Source organism: Burkholderia sp. AU16741 (assembly GCF_002223345.1).
GTDB classification, from domain to species: domain Bacteria; phylum Pseudomonadota; class Gammaproteobacteria; order Burkholderiales; family Burkholderiaceae; genus Burkholderia; species Burkholderia sola.
Genome location: NZ_NKEZ01000008.1, coordinates 1,277,882 through 1,290,482, shown reverse-complemented (window position 1 = coordinate 1,290,482; position 12,601 = coordinate 1,277,882). Strand labels below are relative to the sequence as shown.

Genomic DNA, 12,601 nt, shown 5'->3' with positions numbered 1-12,601 from the left:
GACGGAGACGACGGATTCGAACGGGCGCCCCCAAGTGGGCGGTCGCCCGTTTCGTTGCCGAACGCGAAAACCGCTCGGCAACGCACGCTCAGCGCTTGACCGTCGCGCCGGCAAGGCCGCCGAGATCGACCGCATAGGCCAGCGCGAGCTTGCCGAACTTCAGCGCATGGTTCGCCTGCCGATCCGAGTTCTCCAGCGTGTCGTTCACCGTGTGGATGTACGGGCTGTCGTTCTGGTCGGCCTCGAACGGGAACGATGCCGGATACCCCTGCGCATTCCACGACGCGTGATCCGAGCACGCATAGCCGCACTGCGACGTGCCGATCGCGAGCTCCGGCAGGTAGGTCGCCGCGAGGTTCTTCACGTAGGTGTTCTGCGCCGCGTTCGTGTAGTCGGTGATCAGGTAGATATCCTTCGGATCGCCCTTGTAGTTCGTCATGTCGAGCTGCAGCACGCCGACCACGTTCGCATTCTGCGTGCGGAACTGCTTCGCGATCGCCTTCGAGCCGAGCAGCCCGGCTTCCTCGGCCGCATACCCGACGAACTTGATGGTCCGTTTCGGCCGGTAGTCGTTCGCGAGCAGCACGCGCAGCGCCTCGGTCAGGCTGGCGATGCCCGACGCATCGTCGTCGGCGCCGGGCGAACGCGTGTTTTCCGTCGTGCGGCCGACGGTCGAATCGAGGTGGCCGCCGAGCACCACCGTGCCCGCGGCCGGATCGCTGCCGCGAATCGTCAGGATCACGGATTTCTGCGGAAAGCCCGTGTGCGCGAACTGTTCGACGGTGATGTCGGCGCGCGACCCCGCCAGCTGCTTCCACTGCAGCGCGAGCCAGTCGGACGCGGCGACGCCGTGCGACGTCGTGTAGTAGCGGTTCGTGAAGCCGGACAGCGACGTGATCGTGCCGACGATGTTGCTGGCCTGCAGTTGCTGGACCCACGTGCCGATCTGCGGCACGTTCGACACCGTGTACGCGGGGGCGGCGGCCTGTTTCGCGAGCGTCGCCGGCAGCGGTTGCAGTGCCTGCCGCGCGTCGTCGAACGAATCGTGCACGACGTAGCCGGGTCCGTGGCCGCGCGTGTGGTGGACGGCGTGGGCCAGCTCGCCGAGCCGGGCATCGTCGATCTCGACGACGTGAACGGTTTCGCGGCGCGCGGTGCCGTCGGCCGCGTTGCCGGCGTCGACGGTCGTGCTGTATTGCGCGGTTGCGGTCGCATCGATGCGTTGAAGCTGGCGGAACGCGGTGTCGCCGAGCGTGATCCAGACGGGTGTCGCGTGCGCGGCGGCGGTCAGCAGCATGCCGCCCAGCGCGGCGCTCAGGCGGGTCGGTGTCAGAGTAGGCATGTTCGATCTCGTGAGGATGGCGATGTCGATGAAGGGAGCGCGCCGCAGGTCGTGCGATGCGCGCCCGCCTGCTGCGGGATTACGACTTCTGCGGAACGGTCACGCCGTACGTGCAGCTCTTGTTGTACGCGTTGCCGATCGCGGTGAGCTGCGCGCTGCTGTAACCGAGCGCGGAGGCGGCCGTCAGCACGGCCTGCGCGGCGGCCTTCTGGTTGGTCGAGCTGTTGGTCATCGACAGCCCTTTGAGGAACGCCTTGTCCATCGCCTGCGCGCCGATCGCGTCGCGCGCGACGAGGTTGCACGACGCCCAGTACTGGCCGGCCGTGTGGATCTCCGCGCCGCGCGCCTGCGCATAGGTGCGGCCGACGTTCCAGTTGGTCACGCGGCCGCCCCAGAACTCGTTGTGGCCGTCCCAGTTGTAGACCCACTGATACTGCGCATCCGACGGGCTCCACTGGTTGAAGTCGCGGCTGTACGCGGCGGCGAGATAGTCGCCGGTGCCTTCGGACAAGCCTTCCTGTTGCGACAGGCCGCCGTTGGTGACCCAGTCGTGGATGCCGTGGCCGAGCTCGTGGATCACGACGTCCGCGTCTTCCGCGTCGTCGACGCCGCCTTGCCCGAACGTCAGCCGGCCGCTGCTCGACGAATACGACGAGTTGTCGTCGCCCGATTCGCCGTGCGGGTCGTATTGCACGCCGCCCGTGTACTGGTACGGCAGCGCCTTGATGCCGAGCGTCTGGTTCACGTAACGCAGGAACGTGTCGATGTGGTAGTACACGTTCACGGCCTCGAAATACAGGTTGCCGCGCGTGAATTCGAACGCGGGCGTGGATTGCGACGGGCAGGCCTTGTCGAGCGGCGCATCGAAATCGACGCATGCCGCATACGGGCCCGTCAGCGTGTAGCGCGTGCCCGACTGCGCGAGATCCTTCAGCGTCACGCGTACGCGCGCCGCCGTGAGCTGCGTCGAATCCGCGTCGTTGCCGTCCTTGTAGCCGGTGCTGCCGTAGCTGCTTTTCGTCGGCGACAGCGGATCGGGGCGGAACACGAAGCCGGTGCCGTCGGTCGCGTAGAACGCCTTGTCCTCGGCGCGCAGCACTGCGCCGCTGCCCGAATCGATCAGCAGTTCCCAGTCGCCCTTCGGGCCGTCCTGCGGGCGGCCGCGCACCTTCCACGCGGTGTGCGTGCCGGCTTTGTCGACGAACGCGACGAGCTGCGCGTCGAGATGCGTGAAGCCGCTCACGCCGAGATACGCACGGGCGCGATCGAGCGCCTGCTGCTGGTCGACGGCCTGCGATTTGCGTGTCGTCGCGACCACGCCGTTGATCGTGTTGCTCGCGACGTACAGGATGCGGCCGTCCTTCGCGACGGTCACCGCGATGTCGCTGCCGTACACGGGCAGCCCGGCGGCTTGCTGCTGCAGGCGTACGACGGTGAAGTCGGCGTCGTTGCGCTCCGACGTGACGACGAGGCTTGCGAGCGCGGTCGCGTCGAGCCCGAGCTGCGCCGCCTGCGACGCGACGAAGTCGCGCGCGGTGGCGGCGGGCGTCGCAGCAGCCTTCCTGGCGCGATACGGCGGGTTGTACAGCGTGACGGCGACGCCGTCCGCGCGGAATTGCCCGGCGGCCGTGTCGGCCTTCGCGGCCGGCGGCGCGACGCCGCGCGTCAGGCTTTCGCGCAGGCTCGCGGCCTGCGGATTCGACACTTTCGTATCGGCCTGGGTGCCGCCGACGATGCCGAAACCGAGCACGAGACCCAGGGCGAGCGGCAATGCTTTGCGTGATGTCTGCATACGTGATCCTCATCTCAACGGTTGGACACGCCCGCGCGCTCGTGGCGAGCAGGCACGACACGGCCCGCGCGCCGGTTCGATGGAACCGGTACGGCAAAGCGGTGTGGGAGTGTCGACTGACTAAGGAAACCTAAATGTCAGGTCGAAAAGAAGCGGGCGGGCGAAGCGGAGGAGAAGCGAACGGCAGGCAGGTGCGGCGACGGCGAAGCGAGCATCGTCATGTCATACCCCTCGGATCGATATTGATATCGGTGCGCAGCCTGCCCGGCGCGACGCATGTCGAGATGCCGCGTGCGTGTCGTTAGGCTGCCTATCTAACTTTGTTTGGTATGTTACAGAATATTTTCAACGACATTCCAGATTATTTTCGACGACCGCTTCGGTTCGTCGAGCAGTCGCCGACATTGTTCAGCGAACGGACGGAAACGCTGCCGGAACGCGTAATACCGTGCTGGATTGTGATCAAAAGCCGAGACGATCAGCGCGTCGCGCGCCGGTCGCTGCGCGGGCTCATCCCGAATCGTGCGCGATAGGTGCGCGAGAAATGCGACGGCGATTCGAAGCCGCACGCGACGCACACCGACGTGATGCTCATGTCGGTCTGCTGCAGCAGTTCGCGTGCGCGATCGAGGCGCAGGTTCAGGTAGAAGCGCGTCGGCGTGTCGTTCAGCGTCGCGCTGAACAGCCGTTCGAGCTGGCGCCGCGTGATCGACACCTCCTGCGCGAGCGCGTCGGAGCCGAGCGGGTTCTCCATGTGCCGCTGCATCGTGCCGATCACCTGGATCAGCTTGCGGTTGTGCACGCCGTAGCGCGCGGCGATCTCGAGCCGCTGGCTGTCCGAGCGCTGCCGGATGCGGCTGACGACGAACTGCTCGGAAATCGCCGCCGCGAGATCGGCGCCGTGCCGGCGGCCGATCAGGTCGAGCATCATGTCGATCGACGCGGTGCCGCCCGCGCACGTAATGCGCCGGTCGTCGATCTCGAACAGCTCCTGCGTTGCGTTCAGGCCGGGATAGCGCTCGCGGAACGCGGCCAGCGCTTCCCAGTGCAGCGTGAGCGATTGCGATGCGTCGAAGAGCCCCGCCTCGGCGAGCACGAAGCTGCCCGTGTCGATGCCGCCGAGCGTGGCGCCGTGCCGGTGCTGGCGGCGCAGCCAGTCGCCGAGCGTGCGCGTGTAGCACACGAGCGGATCGAAGCCCGCGACGACGAACACCGTATCGACCTGCGGGACGTCCGCGCACGCGGCTTCGGCGGCGACCGGAATGCCGTTGCTCGCGGCGACGGGCGCGCCGTCCGCGCTGATCACGTGCCAGCGATATAGCTCGGTGCGAAAGCGGTTCGCGACGCGCAGCGGCTCGACCGCGGACATGAAGCCGAGCGCGGAGAAGCCGGGCAGCAGCAGGAAGTGGAAATCCTCGGGCATCGGGGCGTGGAGTGGAAGCAGGGGGCGCCGCGCACCGCGCGGCGGCACGGCGCGTGCGCCGAACGTTCAAGCCGGGATTATCGCGGTTTTTTCCGGCGCTCAGCGCGTTTTTGCACGATGCACCGTCCGGCGCACCGTCGTCACGTGCGGATCAGCACCACCCCGACAATGAGGCACGCCGCGCCGGCCATGCGGATCGCGCTCGCCGAATGCTGCGGGATGCCGAGCACGCCGAAGTGGTCGAACACGAGCGCGCCGGTCATCTGCCCGACGACGATCAGCGCGAGCGTCGTCGCCGCGCCCAATCGCGGCACCATCAGGATCGCGACGCCGACGAATACCGCGCCGAAGAATCCGCCCGTCCAGCTGAACCACGACCCGGCACCGGACAACGCGCCGCTCACGCGCGGATGAGGCGACAGCAGCGCGACCGCCAGCATCGCGGCCAGGCCGACGACGTAGCTGACCGACCCGGCCCACCACGGCGAACCGATCTGCGCGCGCAGGTTCGCGTTGAGCACCTGCTGCAATGCAACGCTGATGCCGGCCGCCACGACCAGCAAATAAGAGAGGACGGTAGTCACGAAGATGAACGCTCCGAAAGCGGGGCCGCCACGGTAATGCGGGCACGGGAGGCTTTCATTCTGCGGAGCGCGCCGGTATAACGCAAATATCAAATCCGGCGTTCATCCATCTCGTTTCGGCATGCCATCACTTCGGCAAATCCAGTATTTCCTGACCGTGGCGGACCTCGGCGGCTTCACGCCGGCCGCGGGTGCGCTCCATGTCGCGCAGTCGGCGCTCAGCCGGCAGATCGGCCAGCTTGAGGATGAACTCGGGTTCGTGCTGTTCGACCGCGAGCCGAGAGGCGTGCGGCTCACGCCGGCCGGCGCGCTCTACCGAGAACGCGTGGCGTCGATCCCGGCCACGTTGACGGCCGCCGCCGACGAAGGCGCTCGGCTGTCGCGCGGGGAAGCCGGCGTGCTGCGGCTGCTGCATTCCAGTACCGTTCCCGTCAGCAGCCTGATGCCGGATCTCGACCGTTTCATGCGCGATTGTCCGGGCGCGCGCATCGATCTCGACCGCGCGTCGTCCGAGGATCAGGTGACGGGCATCGCGAACGGCCAGGCCGATATCGGGATCGTCCGGTTGCCGGTGCTGCGTCGCGATGCGCGTGTGCGTTTCGTCGAACTGGCGGCCGAACGCCTGTGCGTGGCGGTGTCGGCCGATCATCCGCTCGCGGGCCGCAAGCGCGTCGCGATAGCGCGGTTGCGGCGCGAGCCGTTCGTCTCGGCCGTGTATCGGGAGCGGGGCGGCCTCGCGCGCGTCGTGATCGATCTGTGCCTGAAGCGCGGCTTCGTGCCGACGGCCGCGCGGATCGTGTCGCCGAAGACGTCGATGCTGAATCTCGTCGCGGCCGGCCACGGCGTGGCGATCGTGCCGGCGCGGATGGCGAACATCGGCATCGACGGGGTGGTGTTCGTGCCGATTTCGGACGAGGACGCGAGATCGGTATGCGCGCTGGTGTTGCCGATCGAGCCGACGGTGCTCGCCGAGGCCTTCGTTCGAGTGGTGACGGCCGGCTGACCGCGCCGCATCGCTACCGACCCGATCCGCGCGTCCGGCCGCCCCGGCCCGACGTCGATACTCAGACGCGGTACCCCGCATCGTGCATCAACCGGCGCGACGCGTCGCCGCGCGGGCCTTCCGCATCGAATCGTGCGCGAAGTTTCGCATCCGCGTCGCGCATCACGCCGCGGCGCATGGGCACGAGGATGGCGACGAGGGCAACGACGAAGAAAGCGGCAAGCATCATGGTGTTCCTTGGGGAAAGACCGGAGACGGCCATCGAAGGCCGGCCGTGTCCGCCTGCATTCGTTCCAGCGACGCGCAACGTCAGCACACGAGGCGGCACGTTAACAGGCGGGCCGCGCGCGATCGCCCGGCGACTGCCAGCATAGGGCCGGCTCACGGGATCCGGCGACCTGTCGGACATCCGTCAGCCAGGCCGGGGCGGAACGAAAGGTGCGCGCCGCATCCGGGCAATCCAGCCGATCCTCGGAGAAACACCAAACCCCCGTCCGTCAAGCCTCAGACGAAACATAGTGGTTTCCACTCATAGTCGCAAACAGGCAAGAACAGGTCGCCGCCGGTCTTCTCGCGGCGAATATGGCTCGTTACTTTTACTCCCACGATGCAGGCCGGCGCACACTCCGCGCACCGGCTGCCGCGAGCCCAACCGGAGGAACCGAACCATGAAGTCGACGAAGATCGCCGCGCTCGCCGCGGCCGTGCTGGCGACCGGCGCGTTCACGCACGCGGCGCTGGCCGAGACGGAGGCCGCGACCTGCCGCACCGTGCGTTTCGCGGATATCGGCTGGACCGACATCACGTCGACCACGGCGCTTGCGTCGACCGTGTTCGAGGCGCTCGGCTACAAGCCGACCACGACGATCGCGTCGGTGCCCATTTCGTTCGCCGGTCTCAAGAGCAAGCAGCTCGACGTGTCGCTCGGCTACTGGTGGCCCGTGCAGCAGAAGCAGCTGCAACCGTTCCTCGACAGCAAGTCGATCAACGTCGTCGAGCCGCCGAACCTGTCCGGCGCGAAGGCGACGCTCGCGGTGCCGAGCTACGAGTACCAGGCCGGCCTGAAGACCTTCGACGACATCGCGAAACACCGCGCCGAACTCGACGGCAAGATCTACGGGATCGAGCCGGGCAGCAGCGCGAACGCGACGATCCAGAAGATGATCGACACGAACCAGTACGGGCTCGGCGGCTTCAGGCTCGTCGAATCGAGCGAGGCCGGGATGCTGGTGACGGTCGAGCGCGCGGTTCGCGAGAAGAAGTGGGTCGTGTTCCTCGGCTGGGAGCCCCATCCGATGAACATCCAGCTCAGCATGAACTACCTGTCCGGCGGCGATGCGGCGTTCGGCCCGAACTACGGCGAAGCGCGCGTGTACACACTCACCGCGCCCGACTTCATCGCGCGCTGCCCGAACGCGGGCAAGCTCGTGACGAACCTGCGCTTCTCGACGCAGCTCGAGAACCAGCTGATGCAGTCGGTGATGAACAAGACCAAGCCGGCCGAGGCCGCGAAGGCGTACCTGAAGAAGAACCCGCAGGTGCTCGATCCGTGGCTCGCGGGCGTCAAGACGTTCGACGGCAAGGACGGCCTGCCTGCCGTGAAGGCGTATCTCGGCCTGTAAAGGCCCGCGTCCATACGCGATCAGCAATGCGACACAACCCGAATCGAGCGAGGCATCCAGCATGAATCACGAAGTCATCATCACCTGCGCCGTCACCGGCGCGGGCGATACGGTCGGCAAGCATCCGGCGATTCCGGTCACGCCGAAGGAGATCGCGGCCGCTGCGATCGAAGCCGCGAAGGCCGGCGCGACGGTCGCCCACTGCCACGTGCGCGATCCGCGGACGGGGCGCGGCAGCCGCGACCCGAACCTGTATCGCGAAGTGGTCGATCGCATCCGTTCGGCCGACGTCGACGTGATCATCAACCTGACGGCCGGCATGGGCGGCGATCTCGAGATCGGCCCGGGCGAGGACCCGATGCGTTTCGGCAAGGGCACGGATCTCGTCGGCGGCCTCACGCGCCTCGCGCACGTCGAGGAGTTGTTGCCCGAGATCTGCACGCTCGACTGCGGCACGCTGAATTTCGGCGACGGCGACTACATCTACGTGTCGACGCCCGGGCAGTTGCGCGCCGGCGCGAAACGCATCCAGGAACTCGGCGTGAAGCCGGAACTGGAGATCTTCGATACGGGCCATCTGTGGTTCGCGAAGCAGTTGCTGAAGGAAGGGCTGCTCGACGATCCGCCGCTGTTCCAGCTGTGCCTCGGCATCCCGTGGGGCGCGCCGGCCGATACCGGCACGATGAAGGCGATGGTGGACAACCTGCCGCCGGGCGCGCACTGGGCCGGCTTCGGGATCGGCCGCATGCAGATGCCGATGGTCGCGCAGGCGATGCTGCTCGGCGGTCACGTGCGCGTGGGCCTCGAAGACAACATCTGGCTCGACCGCGGCGTGCATGCGACCAACGGCACGCTCGTCGAGCGCGCCCGCGAGATCGTCGAACGGCTCGGCGCCCGCGTGCTGACGCCGGCCGAAGGCCGCCGCAAGCTCGGCCTGCCGGCGCGCGGCGAACGTCCGCTCGAACGTCGTGCGCTCGCCGAATTCGCGTGAGTTTTTCCCAGACTGACTGACATGACATGGCGGCCTGCGTCCATGCACGGCCGCCCACCGATTTCCCCTGAATTGAAGGATGCGTTGACATGGCTGTGAAGACCGACATCAAGACGTTTGCCGCCATCGGCACCGGCGTGATCGGCAGCGGATGGATTGCCCGCGCGCTCGCGCACGGTCTCGACGTGGTCGTGTGGGACCCGGCGCCGGGTGCGGAAGCGCGGCTGCGCGCGAACGTCGCGAACGCATGGCCCGCGCTCGAGCGCGTCGGCCTCGCGCCGGACGCCGATCCCGCGCGGCTGCGGTTCGTGTCGACGATCGAGGCGTGCGTCGCCGACGCCGATTTCATCCAGGAAAGCGCGCCCGAGCGCGAGGCGCTGAAGCTCGAACTGCACGAGCAGATCAGCCGCGCGGCGAAGCCCGACGCGATCGTCGCGTCGTCGACGTCGGGGCTGCTGCCGACCGATTTCTACGCGCGGGCCACGCATCCGGAGCGCTGCGTGGTCGGCCATCCGTTCAACCCCGTCTACCTGCTGCCGCTCGTCGAAGTGCTCGGCGGCGCGCGCACGTCGCCGGAAGCGGTCGAAGGCGCGATGGAGGTCTATCGCAAGCTCGGCATGCGGCCGCTGCACGTGCGCAAGGAAGTGCCGGGCTTCATCGCCGACCGTCTGCTCGAGGCGTTGTGGCGCGAGGCGCTGCATCTGGTCAACGAAGGCGTCGCGACGACCGGCGAGATCGACGATGCGATCCGCTTCGGCGCGGGCATCCGCTGGTCGTTCATGGGTACGTTCCTGACCTACACGCTGGCCGGCGGCGACGCGGGCATGCGACACTTCATGCAGCAATTCGGCCCGGCGCTCGAACTGCCGTGGACGAAGCTGGTCGCGCCGACGTTGACCGACGAACTGATCGACAGCGTCGTCGAAGGCACGACCGAACAGCAGGGCACGCGCAGCATCAAGGAGCTCGAACGCTATCGCGACGAGTGCATCACCGAGGTGCTGAAATCGATCGCCGCGGTGAAGGCGCGGCACGGGATGCGATTCGAGGAATAAAGGACAGGCGATGACGGGCGATACCCCGCTGACGATTTACCGCGACGTGGTGCGGCCCGAATGGGTCGACTACAACGGCCACCTGCGCGATGCGTTCTACCTGCTGATCTTCAGCTTCGCGACCGATGCGCTGCTGGATCGCATCGGTCTCGACGACGCCACGCGTCGGGAGCGGGGGCGCTCGGTCTACACGCTCGAAGCGCACGTGAACTACCTGCACGAGATCAAGGAAGGCACGCCGGTGCGCGTCGATGCGCGCGTGCTCGCGCACGACGCGAAGCGGCTGCACCTGTATCTCGAACTGTTCGCCGGCGGGCATGACGACGCGGTATCGGCGAGCGAGCAGATGCTGCTGCACGTCGATACGCGCGACGGCGCGAAATCGGCGCCGTTCGACGACGACGTGGCAGCACGCGTGGCCGAACTGCATGCGTTGCAGCGCGATTGCGCGGCGCCTGCTTATGCCGGCCGCGTGATCGGGTTGCCGCCGCGCCGCTAGCGGCGCGCTTCACTTCACGAACTTCGATTTTCGATCTTCGACCGCGGAGGGCACACGATGCTCGAACCGGAAATCGCGGCGTTCGTCGCGGCCGTCGACGCGTGGTATCCGGCCGATGCGGCGGCGCGTTCGCCCGACGAGCAGCGCCGCCTGTACGACCGCTTCGCGGCCGAATGGACGCCGGCCGTGCTGCCGTCAGGCATCGTGCAGCAGGACGCCGTGTGGCGTGCACCGGCCGGCCACGCGATCGCGCTGCGCCGCCATGCGTCCGCGCACGGCACGCCGCGCGGCACGGTGCTGTTTTTTCATGGCGGCGGTTTCGTCGTCGGCTCGCTCGACAGCCATGCGCTGATCACCGCGCAACTGGCGGCCGATACGGGCCTCGACGTGATCGCGGTCGACTATCGGCTGGCGCCCGAACACCGCGCGCCGGCCGCGCTCGAGGATTGCCTGGAAATCACGCGTGCCGCGCGCGACGCACGCTGGCCGTTCGGGCCATGCGTGCATCCGTTGACGCTCGCGGGCGACAGCGCGGGCGGGATGCTCGCGGCGGCGGTGGCGACCGCGCTGCGCGATGCTGGCGAAGGGAGCGTGGACGGCATCGCGCTCGTTTATCCGATGCTCGGTTTCGAACCGCAACCGCCCGCGCGCGAAACGGAAGCGCACGCGCCGATGCTGACGCTCGACGACGTGCATCGCTATCGCGCGCTGTACTGGGGCGGTGATGTGTCCGACCTGCTGCGAAACGGCAACCCGTTGTTGCGCGCATCGGTGCCGCTCGAAGCCGGGCGTTTTGACGGCTTGCCGCCGGTGCTCGCGATCGGCGCGGAACACGATCCGCTGCGCGACGATGCGCGCGTGTACGTCGAACGGATTCGCGCGGCGGGCGGCGTCGCGCACGCCTGGATGGGAGAGGGGCTGGTGCACGGCTGCTGGCGCGCGTTCGGAACGAGCCCGCAGGCTGCACGGATGCACCGGATGGTCGGCAGGTTCTTGCTCGCACCGCACGCGTAGCGGGCGTTTTCCGGGAGGCAACGATGCAGGCGGCAGCGCAACACCGTATCGAGGACTGGCGGACGTTTTCGGCCGACGCGGCGATCGCGGCGGCGACGATTGGCGAGGGCACGGTGGAGGTCGAGTGGAGCGACGCGCGACGATCGCCGTTCCATTTCGACTGGCTGCGCGACAACTGCGCCTGTTCCGCGTGCGTGCATGCGATCACGCGCGAACAGGTGTTCGAGATCGCCGATGCGCGCGAGGATTTGTCCGCGCTCACCGTGCACGTCGAGACCGACGGCGCGCTGCATGTGGAATGGAACGACGGACACCGCAGCGCGTGGTCGCTGGGCTGGTTGCGTGCGCATGCCTACGACGACGCGTCGCGTGCCGAGCGCGTGGCCGCGCACGGGAGGCACGTATGGACCGGCGACGATCCGACGGCGATCGGCGTGTTCGCGTGGCGCGACGTGATGGAGGACGACCGCGCGTTGCTCGCATGGCTCGGTGCATTGCAGAGCACGGGGCTCACGCTGATCGAAGGCGTGCCGGCCGAGCGCGGCCGCGTCGACGAGGTCGCACGCCGGGTCGGCCTGATCCGAGAAAGTAATTTCGGTGTGCTGTTCGACGTCGAATCGAAGCCGCGTCCGGACAGCAATGCGTATACATCGCTGAATCTTCCGCCACACACCGACCTGCCGACGCGCGAATTGCAGCCGGGCGTGCAGTTCCTGCATTGCCTCGCGAACGACGCGACCGGCGGCGACAGTATCTTCCTCGACGGCTTCGCGCTCGCGGATGCGCTGCGGCGCGAACATCCGGATGATTTCGAGCAGCTTGCCTCGACGCCGTTCGAGTTCTGGAACAAGAGCGCGAATAGCGACTACCGCTGTTCGGCGCCGGTGATCGGGCGCGATGCGCGCGGCAACGTGACGGAAGTGCGCGTCGCGAACTTCCTGCGCGGGCCGCTCGACGCGCCGGCCGGCTCGGTCGCGGCCGTCTATCGCGCGTACCGGCGGTTCCTCGCGCTCGCGCGCGAGCCGCGCTTTCGCGTGCAGCGCCGGCTGCGGGCGGGCGACATGTGGGCGTTCGACAACCGGCGCGTGCTGCATGCGCGCACCGAGTTCGACCCGTCGACGGGCCGCCGGCACTTGCAGGGCTGTTACGTCGATCGCGACGAATTGCTGTCGCGGTGGCGCGTGCTGTCGCGGGCAACGCCGGCCGCGGTCGCGGCACGCTGATCGACACACACGGCACGTTCACGCACACCTCGCCGGGAAAAAGCACCCGGACG

Annotated in this window: 12 protein-coding genes; 7 read left to right on the top strand and 5 right to left on the bottom strand. The window is 67.9% G+C overall.

Annotated elements, in window-relative coordinates; translation table 11 throughout:
• Positions 1–88: 88 nt before the first annotated feature.
• From CFB89_RS26220 to CFB89_RS26205, 4 genes are all read right to left on the bottom strand, one after another.
• Positions 89–1,342, bottom strand: a complete 1,254-nt coding sequence (locus tag CFB89_RS26220) for a M20/M25/M40 family metallo-hydrolase (RefSeq protein ID WP_089470388.1) — start codon at positions 1,340–1,342, stop codon at positions 89–91.
• A 79-nt stretch (positions 1,343–1,421) separates the two neighbouring features.
• Positions 1,422–3,134, bottom strand: a complete 1,713-nt coding sequence (locus CFB89_RS26215) for a M36 family metallopeptidase (protein ID WP_089470387.1) — start codon at positions 3,132–3,134, stop codon at positions 1,422–1,424.
• Between the two features lie 478 nt (positions 3,135–3,612).
• A complete protein-coding gene (locus CFB89_RS26210; protein WP_089436927.1) occupies positions 3,613–4,557 on the bottom strand; it encodes a GlxA family transcriptional regulator in 945 nt (314 codons plus the stop codon).
• 140 nt (positions 4,558–4,697) lie between these two features.
• The gene (locus CFB89_RS26205) at positions 4,698–5,141 is read right to left on the bottom strand and encodes a DMT family transporter (protein WP_089470386.1); all 444 of its coding nucleotides are present in this window, start codon (positions 5,139–5,141) and stop codon (positions 4,698–4,700) included.
• Positions 5,142–5,262: 121 nt separating this feature from the next.
• Here CFB89_RS26205 and CFB89_RS26200 point away from each other — a divergent pair, with 121 nt between their 5' ends.
• Positions 5,263–6,144, top strand: a complete 882-nt coding sequence (locus tag CFB89_RS26200; RefSeq protein ID WP_089470385.1) for a LysR family transcriptional regulator — start codon at positions 5,263–5,265, stop codon at positions 6,142–6,144.
• 61 nt (positions 6,145–6,205) lie between these two features.
• Here the strand turns inward: CFB89_RS26200 and CFB89_RS34520 are convergent, their stop codons facing one another.
• A complete protein-coding gene (locus tag CFB89_RS34520) occupies positions 6,206–6,406 on the bottom strand; it encodes a hypothetical protein (protein WP_144030165.1) in 201 nt (66 codons plus the stop codon).
• A 406-nt stretch (positions 6,407–6,812) separates the two neighbouring features.
• Here CFB89_RS34520 and CFB89_RS26195 point away from each other — a divergent pair, with 406 nt between their 5' ends.
• The 6 genes from CFB89_RS26195 (at position 6,813) to CFB89_RS26170 (ending at position 12,548) form a co-directional block, all read left to right on the top strand.
• The gene (locus CFB89_RS26195) at positions 6,813–7,766 is read left to right on the top strand and encodes a choline ABC transporter substrate-binding protein (RefSeq protein ID WP_089470384.1); all 954 of its coding nucleotides are present in this window, start codon (positions 6,813–6,815) and stop codon (positions 7,764–7,766) included.
• A 61-nt stretch (positions 7,767–7,827) separates the two neighbouring features.
• Positions 7,828–8,757 (top strand): 3-keto-5-aminohexanoate cleavage protein, encoded by a 930-nt coding sequence (locus tag CFB89_RS26190; RefSeq protein WP_089470383.1) that lies wholly within the window; start codon positions 7,828–7,830, stop codon positions 8,755–8,757.
• 89 nt (positions 8,758–8,846) lie between these two features.
• A complete protein-coding gene (locus CFB89_RS26185; RefSeq protein WP_089470382.1) occupies positions 8,847–9,812 on the top strand; it encodes an L-carnitine dehydrogenase in 966 nt (321 codons plus the stop codon).
• A gap of 10 nt (positions 9,813–9,822) precedes the next feature.
• Positions 9,823–10,311, top strand: coding sequence for a thioesterase family protein (locus tag CFB89_RS26180; RefSeq protein WP_089470381.1), 489 nt, complete (start codon positions 9,823–9,825; stop codon positions 10,309–10,311).
• Positions 10,312–10,368: 57 nt separating this feature from the next.
• Positions 10,369–11,325: an alpha/beta hydrolase gene (locus CFB89_RS26175; protein WP_089470380.1), complete on the top strand. Its 957-nt coding sequence runs from the start codon at positions 10,369–10,371 to the stop codon at positions 11,323–11,325.
• A 23-nt stretch (positions 11,326–11,348) separates the two neighbouring features.
• On the top strand, positions 11,349–12,548 hold the full coding sequence (locus CFB89_RS26170) for a TauD/TfdA family dioxygenase (RefSeq protein ID WP_089470379.1): 1,200 nt from the start codon (positions 11,349–11,351) through the stop codon (positions 12,546–12,548).
• The last annotated feature ends 53 nt before the right edge of the window (positions 12,549–12,601 follow it).